General features: G+C 59.4%; 18 protein-coding genes. 7 read left to right on the top strand and 11 right to left on the bottom strand.

What is annotated here, in order from left to right; genetic code table 11:
• Positions 1-22: 22 nt before the first annotated feature.
• The 3 genes from PspS04_RS00315 to PspS04_RS00305 all read left to right on the top strand — a co-directional run bounded on the left by PspS04_RS00315 (position 23) and on the right by PspS04_RS00305 (position 2540).
• Entirely contained in the window at positions 23-1030 is a 1008-nt protein-coding gene (locus PspS04_RS00315; RefSeq protein ID WP_095165136.1) for a methionine ABC transporter ATP-binding protein, read from the top strand.
• Entirely contained in the window at positions 1030-1704 is a 675-nt protein-coding gene (locus PspS04_RS00310; RefSeq protein ID WP_095165135.1) for a methionine ABC transporter permease, read from the top strand. The genes PspS04_RS00315 and PspS04_RS00310 overlap by 1 nt, the downstream gene beginning before the upstream one ends.
• Positions 1705-1766: 62 nt before the next feature.
• Positions 1767-2540: a MetQ/NlpA family ABC transporter substrate-binding protein gene (locus PspS04_RS00305; protein ID WP_095165134.1), complete on the top strand. Its 774-nt coding sequence runs from the start codon at positions 1767-1769 to the stop codon at positions 2538-2540.
• Positions 2541-2628: 88 nt separating this feature from the next.
• Here PspS04_RS00305 and PspS04_RS00300 read toward each other — a convergent pair whose 3' ends face one another.
• The 5 genes from PspS04_RS00300 to PspS04_RS00280 are packed head-to-tail and all read right to left on the bottom strand — an operon-like array spanning position 2629 to position 6537.
• Positions 2629-3264 carry an SCO family protein gene (locus tag PspS04_RS00300; RefSeq protein WP_095165133.1) on the bottom strand — a complete coding sequence of 212 codons (636 nt, stop codon included), beginning with the start codon at positions 3262-3264 and terminating at the stop codon, positions 2629-2631.
• Complete coding sequence (cyoE, locus tag PspS04_RS00295) at positions 3261-4160, bottom strand: heme o synthase (protein WP_095165132.1); 900 nt, start codon at positions 4158-4160, stop codon at positions 3261-3263. Before cyoE ends, PspS04_RS00300 begins: the two co-directional genes overlap by 4 nt.
• Positions 4148-5227 carry a COX15/CtaA family protein gene (locus PspS04_RS00290; RefSeq protein ID WP_159992981.1) on the bottom strand — a complete coding sequence of 360 codons (1080 nt, stop codon included), beginning with the start codon at positions 5225-5227 and terminating at the stop codon, positions 4148-4150. Before PspS04_RS00290 ends, cyoE begins: the two co-directional genes overlap by 13 nt.
• Before the next feature lie 10 nt (positions 5228-5237).
• Positions 5238-5831 carry a hypothetical protein gene (locus tag PspS04_RS00285; protein WP_095165205.1) on the bottom strand — a complete coding sequence of 198 codons (594 nt, stop codon included), beginning with the start codon at positions 5829-5831 and terminating at the stop codon, positions 5238-5240.
• Positions 5797-6537, bottom strand: coding sequence for an SURF1 family protein (locus PspS04_RS00280; protein WP_159992979.1), 741 nt, complete (start codon positions 6535-6537; stop codon positions 5797-5799). Before PspS04_RS00280 ends, PspS04_RS00285 begins: the two co-directional genes overlap by 35 nt.
• Before the next feature lie 70 nt (positions 6538-6607).
• On the opposite strand from PspS04_RS00280, the gene PspS04_RS00275 reads away from it, so the two are divergent.
• A complete protein-coding gene (locus PspS04_RS00275; protein WP_095165127.1) occupies positions 6608-6811 on the top strand; it encodes a twin transmembrane helix small protein in 204 nt (67 codons plus the stop codon).
• Between the two features lie 6 nt (positions 6812-6817).
• Here the strand turns inward: PspS04_RS00275 and PspS04_RS00270 are convergent, their stop codons facing one another.
• From PspS04_RS00270 to coxB, 4 genes are all read right to left on the bottom strand, one after another.
• Positions 6818-7705 (bottom strand): cytochrome c oxidase subunit 3, encoded by an 888-nt coding sequence (locus PspS04_RS00270; RefSeq protein WP_095165125.1) that lies wholly within the window; start codon positions 7703-7705, stop codon positions 6818-6820.
• Positions 7706-7738: 33 nt separating this feature from the next.
• Positions 7739-8296, bottom strand: a complete 558-nt coding sequence (locus PspS04_RS00265; protein ID WP_095165124.1) for a cytochrome c oxidase assembly protein — start codon at positions 8294-8296, stop codon at positions 7739-7741.
• Positions 8297-8332: 36 nt separating this feature from the next.
• On the bottom strand, positions 8333-9925 hold the full coding sequence (ctaD, locus tag PspS04_RS00260; protein WP_095165123.1) for a cytochrome c oxidase subunit I: 1593 nt from the start codon (positions 9923-9925) through the stop codon (positions 8333-8335).
• Positions 9926-10007: 82 nt separating this feature from the next.
• Positions 10008-11135, bottom strand: coding sequence for a cytochrome c oxidase subunit II (coxB, locus tag PspS04_RS00255; protein ID WP_159992977.1), 1128 nt, complete (start codon positions 11133-11135; stop codon positions 10008-10010).
• A gap of 372 nt (positions 11136-11507) precedes the next feature.
• On the opposite strand from coxB, the gene PspS04_RS00250 reads away from it, so the two are divergent.
• Positions 11508-12158 (top strand): hypothetical protein, encoded by a 651-nt coding sequence (locus PspS04_RS00250; protein WP_095165121.1) that lies wholly within the window; start codon positions 11508-11510, stop codon positions 12156-12158.
• Between the two features lie 205 nt (positions 12159-12363).
• Here PspS04_RS00250 and PspS04_RS00245 read toward each other — a convergent pair whose 3' ends face one another.
• Complete coding sequence (locus tag PspS04_RS00245) at positions 12364-13095, bottom strand: carbonic anhydrase (protein WP_159992975.1); 732 nt, start codon at positions 13093-13095, stop codon at positions 12364-12366.
• Positions 13096-13461: 366 nt separating this feature from the next.
• Here PspS04_RS00245 and PspS04_RS00240 point away from each other — a divergent pair, with 366 nt between their 5' ends.
• Positions 13462-14028, top strand: a complete 567-nt coding sequence (locus PspS04_RS00240) for a hypothetical protein (protein ID WP_159992973.1) — start codon at positions 13462-13464, stop codon at positions 14026-14028.
• Positions 14029-14346: 318 nt separating this feature from the next.
• On the opposite strand, the gene PspS04_RS00235 is transcribed toward PspS04_RS00240, so the two are convergent.
• Entirely contained in the window at positions 14347-15405 is a 1059-nt protein-coding gene (locus PspS04_RS00235) for a PA0069 family radical SAM protein (protein WP_159992971.1), read from the bottom strand.
• Positions 15406-15624: 219 nt separating this feature from the next.
• Between PspS04_RS00235 and PspS04_RS00230 the strand changes: the two genes are divergently transcribed.
• Entirely contained in the window at positions 15625-15930 is a 306-nt protein-coding gene (locus PspS04_RS00230; protein ID WP_095165116.1) for a hypothetical protein, read from the top strand.
• Positions 15931-15952 lie beyond the last annotated feature (22 nt).

Here is a 15952-nt window from a genome sequence, read left to right as displayed (position 1 = left end):
CGCGCCCCACAAGGTTCGCTACGTGATCGAGTTTCAAAACGTCCATAAAACCTACCGCGTTGCCGGTAGGGATATTCCTGCCCTGCACCCGACCAGTCTGACGATTGAGAACGGCCAGGTGTTTGGCCTGATCGGCCATTCCGGCGCAGGAAAAAGTACCCTGCTGCGCCTGATCAACCGCCTGGAAGACTCCAGCGGCGGCAAGATCATCGTCGATGGCGAGGAAGTCACTGCGCTGGACGCCAATGCGCTGCGCCGTTTCCGCCAGCAAGTCGGGATGATCTTCCAGCACTTCAACCTGCTGGCCTCCAAGACCGTGGCCGACAACGTGGCGCTGCCGCTGACGCTCGCCGGTGAACTGTCGCGCGCCGACATCGACCGGCGCGTGGCCGAGTTGCTGGCCCGGGTGGGCCTGTCCGACCATGCCAAGAAATACCCGGCGCAGCTGTCGGGTGGCCAGAAGCAGCGCGTAGGCATCGCCCGTGCCCTGGCAACCAAACCGAAGATCCTGCTGTGCGACGAAGCCACCAGTGCCCTGGACCCGCAAACCACGGCGTCGGTCCTGCAACTGCTGGCCGAGATCAACCGCGAGCTGAAACTGACCATCGTGCTGATCACCCATGAAATGGACGTGATTCGCCGAGTCTGCGACCAGGTGGCCGTGATGGACGCAGGCGTGATCGTCGAGCAAGGTCCGGTGGCCCAGGTATTCCTGCACCCCAAGCACCCGACCACCAAGCGCTTCGTCCAGGAAGACGAGCAAGTCGATGAAAGCGAACAACGCGATGACTTCGCCCACGTACCGGGCCGTATCGTGCGCCTGACCTTCCAGGGCGATGCCACCTACGCGCCGCTGCTGGGCACTGTGGCCCGCGAAACGGGGGTGGACTACAGCATTCTCGCCGGCCGCATCGACCGCATCAAAGACGTCCCTTACGGGCAACTGACCCTGGCCATCACTGGCGGTGACATGGAAGCGGCCTTTGCCCACTTCACCGCAGCCGATGTCCACATGGAGGTGCTGCGCTAATGGAACTGCTGACAAGTTTCTTCGCCAATATCGACTGGTATGAAATCTGGCTGGCCACCGGCGACACCCTGCTGATGCTTGGTGGCTCGCTGCTGTTCACCGTCTTGCTGGGCCTGCCCCTGGGCGTGCTGTTGTTCCTGTGCAGCCCGCGCCAGTTGCTCGAGGCCAAGGGCGTCTACGCGCTGCTGTCGCTGATCGTCAACATCCTGCGCTCGCTGCCGTTCATCATTCTGCTGATTGTGATGATCCCGTTCACCGTATTGATTACCGGCACTTCGCTGGGTGTCGGCGGTGCGATCCCGCCGCTGGTGGTAGGGGCTACGCCATTCTTTGCGCGCCTGGTGGAAACCGCCCTGCGTGAAGTTGATCGCGGCATCATCGAAGCCACCCAGGCGATGGGCGCCAGCACCCGCCAGATCATCACCAATGCCTTGCTGCCGGAAGCGCGCCCAGGCATCTTTGCTGCAATCACGGTGACCGCCATCACACTGGTGTCCTACACGGCGATGGCCGGTGTGGTCGGCGCCGGTGGCCTGGGTGACCTGGCGATCCGCTTCGGTTACCAGCGCTTCCAGACGGACGTGATGGTAGTGACCGTGGTGTTGCTGCTGGTGCTGGTCCAGGTACTGCAAACCGTCGGCGATAAGCTGGTGGTGCACTTTTCCCGAAAATAAATGCAATCGCCGGCATCATGCTGGCAGGCGCCCGAAAGGGCGCTTCACAAGGAGTTTGCCGGATGAAAAAACTACTCGTCGCGTTCGCCGCCGTTGCCGCGTTCTCTGCCCAAGCCGCCGAAACCCTGACCGTGGCCGCCAGCCCGGTGCCGCATGCGGAAATCCTTGAGTTCGTGAAGCCGGCCCTGGCCAAGGAAGGCGTGGACTTGAAGGTCAAGGTCTTCACCGACTACGTGCAACCCAACGTACAGGTTGCGGAAAAACGCCTGGACGCCAACTTCTTCCAGCACCAGCCGTACCTCAATGAGTTCAACAAGGCCAAGGGTACTCACCTGGTGAGCGTGGCGGGCGTGCACATCGAGCCGCTGGGCGCTTACTCCAGCAAGTTCAAGGCCCTGGCCGACCTGCCTGGCGGCGCCACCGTGGTGATCCCGAACGACGCCACCAACGGCGGCCGCGCGCTGCTGCTGCTGGACAAGGCCGGCCTGATCAAGCTCAAGGATTCGACCAACATCCTGTCGACCGTCAAGGATATCGCCGAGAACAGCAAGGGCCTGAAATTCCGTGAGCTGGAAGCGGCGACCATCCCGCGCGTGCTTACCCAGGTCGACCTGGCGCTGATCAACACCAACTACGCCCTGGAAGCCAAGCTGGACCCGTCCAAGGACGCGCTGACCATCGAAGGCAAGGACTCGCCTTACGTGAACATCCTGGTAGCGCGTGAAGACGACAAGAACAGCGATGCCATGAAAAAGCTGGTAGCGGCCCTGCACACTCCAGAAGTGAAAGCCTTCATCCTGGAGAAGTACAAAGGCGCGGTACTGCCGGCGTTCTGATCTGACGAAACACGCGACAAAACAAAAGGGGCGCATTGATTGCGCCCCTTTTTTGTGCCCAAAACACCAGCCCTTGTGGGGGCGGGTGTCATTGCCGGCTGAGCATCACCGGCAACTGCGCCACCAGCTTCGCGTTGTTCAGCGGCGCGCGGATGAAGCCACGCTGGGTGCCGTCCGGGCCGATGACGGCAAGGTTGCCGCTGTGGTCGACGGTGTAGTTGGGCTTGCTGGTGTCCGCCGGGATGAACGGGATGCTTACCGCGTTGGCGACTTTTTGCAGCTCCTCGACCGAAGTCGGGGTCAGGCCGATGAATTGCGGATCGAAGTAGCCCAGGTACTGCTTGAGCTGCTGGGGAGTATCGCGATGAGGGTCGACGCTGACCAGGATGATCTGCAACTTGTCGACCGCATCGGCCGGCAGCTCGCTCTTGATCTGGCGCAACTGGGCCAGGGTGGTCGGGCAGATGTCCGGGCAGAAGGTATAGCCGAAGAACAGCAGGCTCCACTTGCCTTTCAACTCGTTGACCATCACCGGCTGGCCATCCTGGTTGGTCATCTGCAGGGCCGGCAAGGTGCGGCTTTGCGGCAGCAGGATGATCCCGGCGTCGATCAGCGCAGTCGGGTCACCCTGGCCTTTGCCAGACAGTACCTTGTTGATGGTCAGCCCCAGGACCAGCGCGATCAGGGCAACAAGGATGAAGACAGTTTTCTGGGTTCGAGTCATAGGTTCAACATTAGGTAATGGTCTACGAGCAGGGCGATAAACAGCAGGAACAAGTAGTAAATAGAGTACTTGAAGGTGTTGATCGCCGCGTGCGGCCGAGTGCCACGGTACAGCACCACGGCCCATTGCAGAAACCTCGCGCCCAGCCCCAGCGCACAGGCCAGGTACAGCAGGCCGCTCATGTGGATCACGTACGGCATCAGGCTCACCGCCAACAGCACGCAGGTGTAGAGCAGGATGTGGACCTTGGTGTAGTGCTCGCCGTGGGTTACCGGCAACATCGGGATATCGGCCTTGGCGTATTCCTCCTTGCGGTGGATCGCCAGCGCCCAGAAGTGCGGCGGGGTCCAGGCGAAGATGATCAGCACCAGCAGCAGGGGCTCTGCGCTGACGTGCCCGGTGGTGGCGACCCAGCCGAGCAAGGGTGGGGCGGCACCGGCCAGGCCGCCGATGACAATGTTCTGCGGCGTCGCACGCTTGAGGAAGCCGGTGTAGATCACCGCATAACCCAGCAAGGATGCGAGGGTCAGCCAGGCCGTCAACGGATTGGTGAACGCCAGCAACAACGCCTGGCCACTCAGCGCCAGCACCAGGGCGAAGGTCAGCGCTGCTGCGGGTGACACCCGGCCTTCCGCCAGCGGCCGCTTATGGGTGCGGGCCATGACCGCGTCGATCCGCCGATCCACCACATGATTGACCGCCGCCGCCCCTCCGGCACACAGGGCAATGCCCAGGTTGCCGAACACCAGCACGGTCCAGGGTACGCCCGCGCGGGTGGCGAGGAACATGCCGACCAGCGAGGTGATCAGCATCAACACCACCACCTTGGGCTTGGTCAGCTCCAGGTAATCGCGCCAAATCGCCTGGCTGGGCCGTTCGCCGATCAGAGTCGCCATGGCATTTCTCCTTTTATTGTTATGAGCCCGGCCGCATGTTTACGGGGGCTGAAGCGCCAGCGTCGCAGCGCCGGCTGCTTGACCCGGACCAGGCTGGTGCGGGCGTGATAGTTGACCAGCACCAGACATAGCAACAATGCCGCGCCACCCGCGTTGTGGGCCACGGCGACCGGCAGGGGCAAATGGAACAGCACGTTGCTGATACCCAGGCTGATTTGCGCTGCCAGGGCCACCAGCACCAGGCCGGCGAGGCGGGTCATGCCGACCCCCTTCAGTTGCAAGGCCAGGCCGAGCAACACCAAGGTCACCAGCAAGGCACCGATACGGTGGGTCAGGTGGATGGCCGTGCGCGCATCGCTGTCCAACTGCCCACCCAGGTAATTGGGGCCAATGTGTTGGGTCAGGTGAAAACCGTTGGCAAAATCCGCCGGCGGCAACCACTGGCCATGGCAGGTCGGGAAGTCAATGCACGCCACCGCCGCGTAATTGGAGCTGACCCAGCCTCCCAGGGCGATCTGTCCGATCACCAGCAGCAAGCCGGCCGTTGCCCAGTACTGCAAGCGGCGCGGCACAATCAATGCCGGCAGCACCCCGGACAAGCGCAAGGTCAACAGAAACAGCAGGCTTAAGGTGGCAAACCCGCCGAGCAGATGCCCGGTCACCACCTGTGGCCAGAGCTTGAGCGTCACCGTCCACATGCCGAAGGCGGCCTGGGCAAACACCACTACCAGCAGGAACAACGGCAGCTTCAAGGGTTGGTCGGGATGCCGGCGATGGGTCCAGGCGCGCACCGCCAACAGCGCGATCAGCAGGCCCAGGGTGCCGGCGAAGTAGCGGTGGATCATCTCGTTCCAGCCCTTGTGGGCTTCCACCGGGGTGTCGGGAAAATGCAGCTCGGCATGGGCCAGTTGGGCTTCGCTTTTCGGCACGCTGATAAAGCCGTAGCACCCCGGCCAGTCCGGGCAGCCCAGGCCAGCGTGGGTCAGCCGGGTGTAGGCACCCAGCAACACGACAATCAGTGCCAGCAAGGTGGCAAACAGCGCGAGGCGAAATCCAGGTTTGGCCATGACGATGCCCTTATCCGATGTTCGACAGTTTCAGCAGATGGCGCAGGTCGTTGAGCAGGTCCTTGCCTTTGACAGTGGGGCCATAACGCAGCACCAGGTTGCCGTGGGGATCGATGATCCACAGCTGCGGTGCAGCCTGATCCCCGGTGGTTTTACTGAACGTGGTCAGGTCCATGGGATAGCGCTGTAGCTGCGGGTATTCGCGGGTCAGCTTGGCTTCGTAGTCGCCGCTCAAAGGTTGTGCGGCAGCCAATGCATGGCTGGCGCGGGAAGCATCGCGGCCGAGGCCGATCTGGATCTGGCGCGCCAGATACACCAGTTGCTGGCAGTCCACCGAACACGCCTTGGGCGCCGTCACCAGCACCTGCCAGCGGTCGTCCTGGGCCTGCACGCCGAGATCGGCGCGGGTCTGTCCGTTGCCGATCAGTTCACCGTGGTAACTGCGACCCTCCGGCACCCAGAACTGCAATTTGTACATGCCGGTGGCGAGGACCATCGGACCGATCACCCCCAACAGGATAAGCAGCAACTGCACGCGCCCCTTGCGCCGGCTCGATGAGGATTTCGCCTCAGACATGCTGGGTGGATTCATGGCCGCTCCCATGGTGTTTCTCCTTTGCGTTGTGCCAACCGAGATAGAGATAAAGGCCCAGCAGGGCGATCGCCATGGCGAACCACTGCACGGCATAAGCCAGGTGTTTTTCCGGCCCCATGGCCACCACCGGCCAATCAGCCTGGTAGGCCGCCGGGCCGCTTTCGGTGCGTAATTCGTAGGCGAAACCTTCACGACCCAGCGTCGCCCAAAGTTTGCCCGGCTCGACTGCGGTGACCAGTTGTGGCCAGGTCGCGGACTTCGGGTCGGCGTGCAGCTGGAAGGTCGCGCCCGGAGCGACATACACCCAGGCGTCGAGGCTCAGCACCGCCTGCGGCGTGGTGAATTGCGGTGGTGTGCGCCGGTCCGGCCATGGCAGCCAGCCACGATTGACCAGCAGCCAGAGTCCCGTCGCCTGATCCTGGAACGGTTGCAGCAACTCGACACCAACCTTGCCATCGCGCTGCCGGTTATCGAGCAGCAGACTGTGCCCGGCATCGAACTGGCCATGCAGACGCACTCGGCGAAAGGCTGGATCCTCGGTGTGCTGCAGCTCGGCGCTGGCCATCGGCTCGGCGACCCGACGCTCAGCGTAGCTGTGCAGCAGCGCGCTTTTTTCCGCGCCCCGACTCAGTTGCCAGAACCCCAGCGACACCAGTAGCGGCAGCAACAGTGCCACCACCAGCGTCGGCACGAGGCCCGGCCGGAAACGCTTCATGGCAGCGCCAGAAAGTCAGCGGGCGAGCTAGCTATACTCAAGTGCATCGCATTTCCCCCGGAGTCCCACCATGCTCAAAGCAGCCATCGTCCTGATGCTGATTGCCACGGTCGTCAGCCTGTTCAGCGGCCTGTTTTTTCTGGTCAAGGACGACAGCAGCTCACATCGCCTGGTCATCGCCTTGAGCATTCGTGTCGGCCTTGCCGCACTTACCGTTGGCCTGATCGCTTGGGGCTTCTTCAGTGGCCAACTGGTGTCTCATGCCCCCTGGTAGCGCGCTTCAGAGTACGTAGACAAAAACAAACAGGCCGATCCAGACCACGTCCACAAAGTGCCAGTACCAGCTCGCGGCCTCGAAGCCGAACTGGTGCTCGGCATCGAAGTGCCCGCGCAACACCCGCATCAGCATCACGAACAGAATCAGGGTGCCGATGGTTACGTGGGCGCCGTGGAATCCGGTGAGCATGAAGAAGGTTGCGCCGTAGATGCCCGAGCCCAGGGTCAGGCCCAGTTCGTGGTAGGCGTGGATGTATTCCTCGGCCTGGAAGCCGAGAAAGGCGCAGCCCAGCAGTACGGTCAGCGCCAGCCAGATTTTCAGCGCCCCGCGATGGCCTTTTTTCAGAGCATGGTGGGCGATGGTCACGGTGACGCTGGAGCTGACCAGGATCACCGTATTGAGCAGCGGCAGGCCCCAGGGACTGATGACGTCCTTGGGTGGCGGGAACAGCTTGGAGTCCGGGTTTTCCAGCAACGGCCAGACGAACTGGAAGTTCGGCCAGAGCATGTGCGCAATGCCCTTGGCCCCTTCACCGCCCAGCGCCGGCCCCGAGATATGCCGCACGTAGAACAGCGCACCGAAAAACGCGATGAAGAACATCACCTCGGAGAAGATGAACCAGCTCATGCCCCAGCGGAACGAGCGATCCAGCTGGGCGCTGTACAGCCCCGCACGACTTTCCTTGATCACCGCGCCAAACCAGCCAAACAGCATGTAGGCCAGCAGTAACCCCCCGACGAAAAAGATCAGCGGGCCGTGGGAATCCGGGCGCGCCGCCTTCAGATCGTTGAACCAGGTAGCCAGGCCAAACACCGTGACGAACATGCCGACGGTGGCGATGATCGGCCATTTGCTTTGGGCGGGAACGTAATAATGCTCATGAGTTGCCATTTATTGTTCTCCTTATCGGGCACGCTTGAACGTCTAGCCACCGGTCTTTTGTGCAACGGCCACGGGTGGATGACGCGCGGTGATATCGAACAGCGTGTAAGCCAGCGTCAAGTGCTTCACATCCTTGGGCATATCGCGATCAACGATGAAACGTACCGGCATCTCGATCTGCTGACCGGGCTGCAGCACTTGCTGGGTAAAACAGAAGCATTCGGTCTTGTGGAAATACATCGCCGCCGCGCTAGGTGAAATGCTCGGCACCGCCTGGGCGCTCATCGGGTGGCTGCTGGGGTTGCGGGCGATGAAAATCATCTCGTTCACCGCACCGGGGTGGACCACGATGTCATCGGACTTGGGATAAAACTCCCAGACCATGTCGATCGCATTGGTGGACAGGAACTGCACGCGCACCTGGCGCGACTCGTCCACCTGCTGCTCGCCGGAATACTGCCCGCCAGTCTTGCCATTGATTCCCAGCGCCTTGCACATGACGTCATAGATCGGCACCAGGGCAAACCCGAAGACAAACATCGCCGCCACCACCAGCAATAAGCGGGTAACCAGTTTTTTCGTGGAGATCGAATCAGCCATGATTCACGACCTCCGCCGAGAACCCTGCCGGGGCGTTCATTTCACTTCCGGCGGGGTGGTGAAGGTGTGATACGGCGCGGGCGAGGGAATGCTCCACTCCAGGCCTTCGGCGCCATCCCATGGCTTGGCCGGTGCTGGCTCGCCGCCGCGAATGGTCTTGATCACGATGAACAGGAAGAAGATCTGCGTGGCGCCAAACATGAAGGCGCCAATCGAAGACACCATGTTGAAATCGGCAAACTGCAGGTTGTAGTCGGGGATCCGGCGCGGCATGCCCGCCAGCCCGACGAAGTGCATCGGGAAAAACGCCATGTTCATGCCGATGAAGGACAACCAGAAATGCAGCTTGCCCAGGGTCTCGTCATACATGTGCCCGGTCCACTTGGGCATCCAGTAGTAGGCGGACGCGAAGATCCCGAAGATTGCCCCCGGCACCAGCACGTAGTGGAAGTGCGCCACCACGAAGTAGGTGTCCTGGTACTGGAAGTCCGCCGGCGCGATGGCCAGCATCAATCCGGAGAAACCGCCGATCGAGAACAGGATCACGAACGCCACGGCAAACAGCATGGGCGTCTCGAACGTCAGCGAGCCCTGCCACATGGTACTGGCCCAGTTGAACACCTTGACCCCGGTGGGTACCGCGATCAGCAGGGTGGCGTACATGAAGAACAGCTCGCCCACCAGCGGGATGCCCACCACGAACATGTGGTGCGCCCAGACGATGAACGACAGGAAGGCGATGCTCGCTGTCGCGTAGACCATCGAGGTGTAGCCAAACAACGGTTTGCGCGAAAAGGTCGGGATGATCGAGCTGACGGCACCGAAGGCCGGCAGGATCATGATGTACACCTCGGGGTGACCAAAGAACCAGAACACATGCTGGAACAGCACCGGGTCACCGCCACCGGCGGCACTGAAGAAGCTGGTGCCGAAGTGGATGTCCATCAGCATCATGGTCACGCAACCGGCCAGCACCGGCATCACCGCGATCAGCAGGAAGGCGGTGATCAGCCAGGTCCAGACGAACAATGGCATTTTCATCAGGGTCATGCCGGGGGCGCGCAGGTTGAGGATGGTGGCGATCACGTTGATCGCCCCCATGATCGAACTGATACCCATCAGGTGAATCGCGAAGATGAAAAAGGTCACGCTTTCCGGGGCGTAGGTCGTGGACAGGGGCGCGTAGAAGGTCCAGCCGAAGTTCGGTCCGCCACCAGGCATGAACAAGGTCGAGACCAGCATCAGGAACGCTGCCGGCAGCAGCCAGAAACTGAAGTTGTTCATCCGCGGCAGGGCCATGTCCGGCGCGCCGATCATCAGCGGGATCATCCAGTTGGCCAGGCCGACAAACGCCGGCATCACCGCGCCGAAGACCATGACCAGGCCATGCATGGTGGTCATCTGATTGAAGAACGCCGGCTCGACGATCTGCAGCCCGGGCTGGAACAGCTCGGCACGGATCACCATGGCAAACGAGCCACCGAGCAGGAACATCATGAAGCTGAACCACAGGTACAGCGTGCCGATGTCCTTGTGGTTGGTGGTCAGTACCCAGCGCATCAGGCCCTTGGCAGGGCCATGGGCGTGGTCATGGCCGGCATGACCATGGTCATCGATCACTGCACTCATGTCCTGACTCCTGTAGACGGATGGACTGGGCGGCTCGAGGCATCACGCCCCAAGCGCTCACGGGAACATGCAATCGAGCGCCTCATTTGCTTTCCTCCTGCTTGAGGGCCAGCACGTCTTTTGGCGTGACCATGTCGCCCTTGTTGTTGCCCCAGGCATTGCGCTCGTAGGTCACCACGGCAGCGATATCGACTTCCGACAGTTGCTTGCCGAACGCCGCCATGGCGGTGCCTGGCTTGCCGTGGAAGACAATGCCCAAGTGATCCGCTATGGGGCCGGTGGCGATTTTCGAACCCTTGAGCGCCGGGAACATTGGCGGCAAGCCCTGGCCTTCAGCCTGGTGACAGGCCACGCAGGTGGTGTGATAGACCTTGTCACCGCGCTCCTTGAGTTCCTCCAGCGTCCATTCCTTGCTGGTCAGCTCTTTGAGCTTGGCCGCTTCGGCCTTGCGCTCGGCCAGCCAGGTGTCGTAATCGGCCTGGCTTTTGACGTCGACCACAATGGGCATGAAGCCGTGGTCCTTGCCGCACAGTTCGGCGCACTGGCCACGGTAGATCCCAGGCTTGTCGACCCGGGTCCAGGCCTCGTTGACGAAGCCGGGGATGGCATCGCGCTTGACCGCAAAGGCCGGCACCCACCAGGAGTGAATGACATCGGCGGAGGTCACCAGAAAGCGTACCTTGGCACCGATCGGCAGCACCAATGGCTGATCGACCTCCAGCAGGTAGTGTTCGCCCTTGGTGCTCTGGTTGCGGATCTGCTCTTGCGGGGTGGCCAGGTTGCTGAAGAACTCGACGTCCTGGCCCAGGTATTTGTAGTGCCACTTCCACTGATAGCCGGTGACCTGGATATCGATATCCGGCTCACTGCTGTCGTACATCTTGATCAGGGTGGCGGTCGCAGGAACAGCCATGGCGACAAGGATGATGAAGGGCACCACGGTCCAGAGGATCTCGACCGTCGTACTTTCATGGAATTTGGCGGCCACCTGCCCGGTGGAGCGCCGATGCATGATCATCGACCAAAACATCGCACCGAAGACGATGATGCCGATCACTACACAGATCCAGAAAATGGTCATGTGCAGGTCGAAGACTGCGTGACTGATTTCAGTAGCCCCAGGCGCCATATTCACAGTCCAGGCGGCTTGCGCCTGGCTGAAAATCGACCACAACAGGAGGCCCATCCAGACTTGTGGATGTCGCATCATTGCGGGTTCCCCTTATCGTTCTTGTTATCCCGCCGGCTTTCACCTGCGTCCAAGGGAGCGGCTGCCTAGACTACGAACTTAAACCGCCAAGCCTTGCTGCACATGCAGTCGGGCGTCATCAGCTAACTTCATACAGAACCGAGTATAGACAGCGAGTGGGACCTCGCAACGCGATGGCGTAAATCAGCTGAAACACCTGGGGCTTGCGCCGCAGGCTGCGGATGGAGAAGGATGTGACCAGGTGATGGCAAATCGATATAACTTGGATGCATCAAAGGTGAAACAATTATGACAAATACGTCTTAACGGTTTTCATAAGCAAGCTAACTTATGTCTTCCCCTATTTCCTTGCCTTCGTTTCCTGGAGTTTTCATGAACACCGCCGCATTGCGCGAGCAGATTCAACGTGCCCATTTACATGAGTCCGAAACCGGTCAGCTGACCCGTCAGCTGGAAGTCCAATTGCCCCACCTGCATGCCGCTATCCAATTGCCGGACGTCGACGCCAAGGGCGTGATGACCCGTTTTGTGGCCGCCTACATCGACCAGGTCCCGGACCTGCTCGACGCTGCCAACGAAGTCGCGCGCGAAGCCGGGATCGAATCACAGATCAAGCCGGTCCTGAAGATCGCCGAGCAGTTCTTCCTCCAACCGCCGGCAATCATGAACGGCCACGTAGGCCTGGACAGCCTGCTGGACGAAGCCTACCTGGCCCATCGCCTGGTAGAAGAAGTGAACGACCTCTACATCAAACATTTCGGCCAGCCACTGATCCCCTTGGACATGACTGTCGCCAACCTGATTGCCCACCAACTGATCGGCGAAGACTTCGCCAATCAACTGGATGAGGCGGTTCATCACGCCGTTGACGAAATGCTCAACGAAGACAGCTTCGCCCTGGAGTCCGTCGAAGCCTATCGGGAAAAACTCAACAGCCCGGACACCGGTGCCGCCTGGAAACGCTGGCCGTGCCTGTCGCGCCAACTGGGTGTGGGCCTGGAGCTGGATCAACCAGCCGCCTGACCCCTCCAACACTTGTGGGAGTAGCCTTGCTTACTCCCACAAGGACTTTGACCGGCTGAACCTCAGCCAGAAACATCACCCTGCAAGCCAGCAGCTTCCTTGGCTGAAGCGCTTTCAGTCGCCCCCTCCATGAGCCTTCCCCGGATTGATTCGGTATGGCGAAGCCTGCACGCTTTTTCAGCCGCCCCGACCAGCCACGCAAGATCTAGAAGCGCGCCTTGGGCGTCGCCATGGGGATCGGAAGGCTACCGTCCAAAGGCAAGAAGCAGCCCTTGTCCGCGTCGTAGGCTTTTATTTCACTGGATTCGATACTGTAGACCCAGCCATGGATGAACAACTGACCGTTGGCCATGCGCGAAGCCACTGAGGGGTGAGTACGCAAATGCTGCAGCTGGGCGATCACGTTTTCTTCGGTCAGCACCTGCATGCTTTCGTGTTCGGTGGCGCACTGACAGTTGTCCTGGACCATGCTTTTGGCGACTTCCGCATGAACTAGCCAGGCTTTGACCGTGGGCATCTTTTCCAGGCTCTGCGGGTTGAGGACCGCCCGCATGGCGCCGCAATCGGAGTGCCCGCAAATGATGATGTGCTGAACACCCAGCGCCAGCACGGCGTATTCGATGGCCGTAGAAACACCGCCATTCATTTGCCCGTAAGGCGGGACGACGTTGCCCACATTGCGCGTGACGAACAGGTCGCCTGGCGCGCTTTGCGTGATGAGTTCAGGGACGATTCGCGAATCGGCACACGCGATAAACATTGCCCGTGGCCGCTGGGCCGTAGCGAGCTTCTTGAAGAGTTCTTCCTGTTGCGGGAAGACCTCATGATGAAAATGCAGAAAGCCGTCAACAATGTGCTGCAGCGCTGCATCGGCGCTTTCAGCCTCTGGAAGGGCTGAAGCCGATGCAGCCAACGGTGGCTTGTCTTTGTCACTCATCACTCATCCTCGTTGGCACATTAGGGGGGGTGCCCCAGAGTTTACATCACTCAGGTGCAATGCAAACGACGGTGGCGTCACCACAAAGAACAAGCCAGACACCGCAATAACCCTCGGACTTAATTGAGACTGAACAAAGACAATTGAGCAGCATATGCGACAGTTCAACACTTGTGGCACGAACAATCGCTACGAATACATTAACAGCAACACCTAATCCTGACAGGGCAGCGAACAACTTTTATGCCTGGCTCAAGAAACAAAAAGAAAGGCTTTAAGCCTACTTTATTCTGAAATTCTCATTAATCTAACCAGCAAGTGCACCAGCACTTGAAAACTAAAAACACCTTCAAAGGAATGAACCCAATGACTGCTTTTGTCGAAACCATGAACGAACTTCGCGCCCACCACAAATCCGTGTTGGCGGGTGGCAAACAACAACCCGCTCGTAGTTTCTCCATGCCCAACGCTACCCAACTAGATGACATTTCCCCAGATGAAGCAATCGCACTGGAAGAACTGAAGTCGGAAGCAAAAATGCTGGCTACCACCCAGAATCAGAGCGTAGAGCTCAGCATTACCAACGACGCCCAAAACTTGAGCAACGCTGCGGGTGATGCAGCTGCCATTGCGACATTCAAACAGCAAATGAATGAAAGACGCGCTTACGAAAAAGAGCAATCCGAAAAAAATATCGACCGGATTTTCGATAAGGCCATTGAAATCGGCGAGCGGCACCCGAACGCACAAAAAGCAATAATGTCCACAACTGATATTATTTTCAATCTATTCCGAATCATGTCGGAAAAACTCAATGCCTTCATTACAAAAGTTGTAGCCGAAACTATCACGTGGGTTAAAAACGCCTTCGCCGATATCAAGTCGACTTTCAATAATATTAGCGGCTGGATTCAAGGCTGGTTTACCAGTTAATTAATTACGCTAGTAACTCTGAGCACCCGACGTCCCAGTGCTGTAATCCAAGACCAAGGACAGGCTTGGCGAGTTACGGTCAACCTGGGGCGTCGGTACATTATCCGTCTACCGCCCCCCCCCTTGATACCTGAGTAGTTGGCCGAAGGTCTGGCTAAGCGAAGCTGGCGCAACCAGCGGCTGGTAATACGTATCTCAATCGAAATCGACCACCCGGCAACAAGCGCCACAAGCGCCACAAGCGCCACAAGCCAAAAACCGACAATAACGTACCGTTACGCATATTACGTACCACGATAAAACAGGCCTAATCGTTATCTACAACAACGACATCTGCGCACCCGGAGGACAAAAAGCCGTGCAATCGAGGTTGAACCCCTCACGCTGATTCAGCCCCAGCCGCTTCATGGCCTTGGCAAACCGTTGTGCCAGCAAGTCAGCGAACGGCCCCTCACCGCGCATTCGCGCGCCAAAGCGACTGTCGTACAACTCGCCGCCACGACTCTGGCGGATCAGGCTCAGCACATGCGCCGCTCGTTGCGGGTAATGCGCCGCCAGCCATTCCTCGAAGAGCGGTGCGACCTCCAGCGGCAGACGCAACATCATGTAGGCCGCGCTCTGGGCACCAGCCGCCTGGGCGGCCGCCAGCAGACTCTCCAACTCGCTATCGTTGATCATCGGAATCATTGGCGAGCACAGTACGCCCACCGGAATACCTGCCTCACGCATCACCCTGATGGCCCGCAATCGCGCCTTGGGCGCCGCTGTACGCGGCTCAAGAATGCGCTTGAGCTCGTCGTCGAGACTGGTCAGGCTGATCATCACCGCCACCAGCCGCTGCGAAGCCAATTCGGTCAACAGATCCAGATCGCGCAGGATCAGCGACCCCTTGGTGATAATCGTCACTGGATGCCGATAGCGTAGTAGTACCTGGAGAATTTGCCGGGTAATTCGGTGTTCGCGCTCGATCGGCTGATAGGGGTCGGTATTTGAGCCGAGATTGATCGGCGCGCACCGGTAGCCACGCTTGGACAGTTGCTCCTCAAGCACATCGGCGGCGTTGGTTTTGGCAATCAGCCGGGTCTCGAAATCCAGACCGGGGGATAGGTCCCAATACGCATGGCTGGGCCGCGCATAACAGTAGATGCAACCGTGCTCACAGCCCCGATAAGGATTGATCGAACGGTCGAAGGGTAAGTCTGGCGAGTTGTTGCGGGTGATGATGGTCTTCGCCGTTTCAATGCGCACCTCGGTGCCTTGGGTCAGCGGCACTTCCTGGTACCAACCATCGTCTTCGGCGACTGAGCAGCTCGACGCGAAGCGGTTGTGCGGGTTTGTTGCGGTACCACGACCGCGCGGGGGTAATGGCGAATTCATGGCGGAGCCCTTTGACTGTATGAATATACAGTACACCCCGAACCTTTCTCCGCCTAGTGCCGTTCGGCACCTGCACAACGCTAATGAGCGCTCTTATAACAACACAATGAACTTGGCGACATGCTGCGTTACAACAATGAAGTGGCGATCGTCATGTGCACCTCGATAGTATCCAGACGCTCGTTTATAACTTTGATCATTATTTAAAAGGATTTAATAATGTCGTACTTCAATCGTCGTGGTATTTTTCTGCAAAAACTGGGTCCCACTGTGGTCGATCCAAATGAAGTCCTGGTGTCCATGCAGTTTGCATTAAAAGAGTCAGGCTGGGATCCACAAAACGAGGCGCCGACCGAGGCGCTGCTGGACTCCACCACAATTATTGCGTCCTCCTACGATGGCGGCCAGTCGTTCAGCATTGCCAACATCAACAAGGATGTCGATGATGACCGTGATATCGATGAGGATGACAAGGCAAAACTCCTGGCCTTGGCAAAAGCCTACGCCAGTATTACCAGTCCTTGAATTGAACTTATAAGTCGAATGA

It is taken from the genome of Pseudomonas sp. S04, from assembly GCF_009834545.1.
Classification (GTDB): domain Bacteria; phylum Pseudomonadota; class Gammaproteobacteria; order Pseudomonadales; family Pseudomonadaceae; genus Aquipseudomonas.
Note: the sequence above shows the minus strand (reverse complement) of the source record. Positions and strands in the feature narration are given on the sequence as shown.

Bases quoted from the DNA above. Each gene is read 5' to 3' on its own strand.
- PspS04_RS00240 (WP_159992973.1), top strand. From the start codon at position 13,462: ATGACTGCTTTTGTCGAAACCATGAACGAACTTCGCGCCCACCACAAA.
- ctaD (WP_095165123.1), bottom strand. From the start codon at position 9,925: ATGAGTGCAGTGATCGATGACCATGGTCATGCCGGCCATGACCACGCC.
- coxB (WP_159992977.1), bottom strand. From the start codon at position 11,135: ATGATGCGACATCCACAAGTCTGGATGGGCCTCCTGTTGTGGTCGATT.
- PspS04_RS00280 (WP_159992979.1), bottom strand. From the start codon at position 6,537: ATGAAGCGTTTCCGGCCGGGCCTCGTGCCGACGCTGGTGGTGGCACTG.
- PspS04_RS00305 (WP_095165134.1), top strand. From the start codon at position 1,767: ATGAAAAAACTACTCGTCGCGTTCGCCGCCGTTGCCGCGTTCTCTGCC.
- PspS04_RS00230 (WP_095165116.1), top strand. From the start codon at position 15,625: ATGTCGTACTTCAATCGTCGTGGTATTTTTCTGCAAAAACTGGGTCCC.
- PspS04_RS00270 (WP_095165125.1), bottom strand. From the start codon at position 7,705: ATGGCAACTCATGAGCATTATTACGTTCCCGCCCAAAGCAAATGGCCG.
- PspS04_RS00310 (WP_095165135.1), top strand. From the start codon at position 1,030: ATGGAACTGCTGACAAGTTTCTTCGCCAATATCGACTGGTATGAAATC.
- cyoE (WP_095165132.1), bottom strand. From the start codon at position 4,160: ATGGCGACTCTGATCGGCGAACGGCCCAGCCAGGCGATTTGGCGCGAT.
- PspS04_RS00285 (WP_095165205.1), bottom strand. From the start codon at position 5,831: ATGGGAGCGGCCATGAATCCACCCAGCATGTCTGAGGCGAAATCCTCA.
- PspS04_RS00250 (WP_095165121.1), top strand. From the start codon at position 11,508: ATGAACACCGCCGCATTGCGCGAGCAGATTCAACGTGCCCATTTACAT.
- PspS04_RS00245 (WP_159992975.1), bottom strand. From the start codon at position 13,095: ATGAGTGACAAAGACAAGCCACCGTTGGCTGCATCGGCTTCAGCCCTT.
- PspS04_RS00300 (WP_095165133.1), bottom strand. From the start codon at position 3,264: ATGACTCGAACCCAGAAAACTGTCTTCATCCTTGTTGCCCTGATCGCG.
- PspS04_RS00290 (WP_159992981.1), bottom strand. From the start codon at position 5,227: ATGGCCAAACCTGGATTTCGCCTCGCGCTGTTTGCCACCTTGCTGGCA.
- PspS04_RS00265 (WP_095165124.1), bottom strand. From the start codon at position 8,296: ATGGCTGATTCGATCTCCACGAAAAAACTGGTTACCCGCTTATTGCTG.
- PspS04_RS00275 (WP_095165127.1), top strand. From the start codon at position 6,608: ATGCTCAAAGCAGCCATCGTCCTGATGCTGATTGCCACGGTCGTCAGC.
- PspS04_RS00235 (WP_159992971.1), bottom strand. From the start codon at position 15,405: ATGAATTCGCCATTACCCCCGCGCGGTCGTGGTACCGCAACAAACCCG.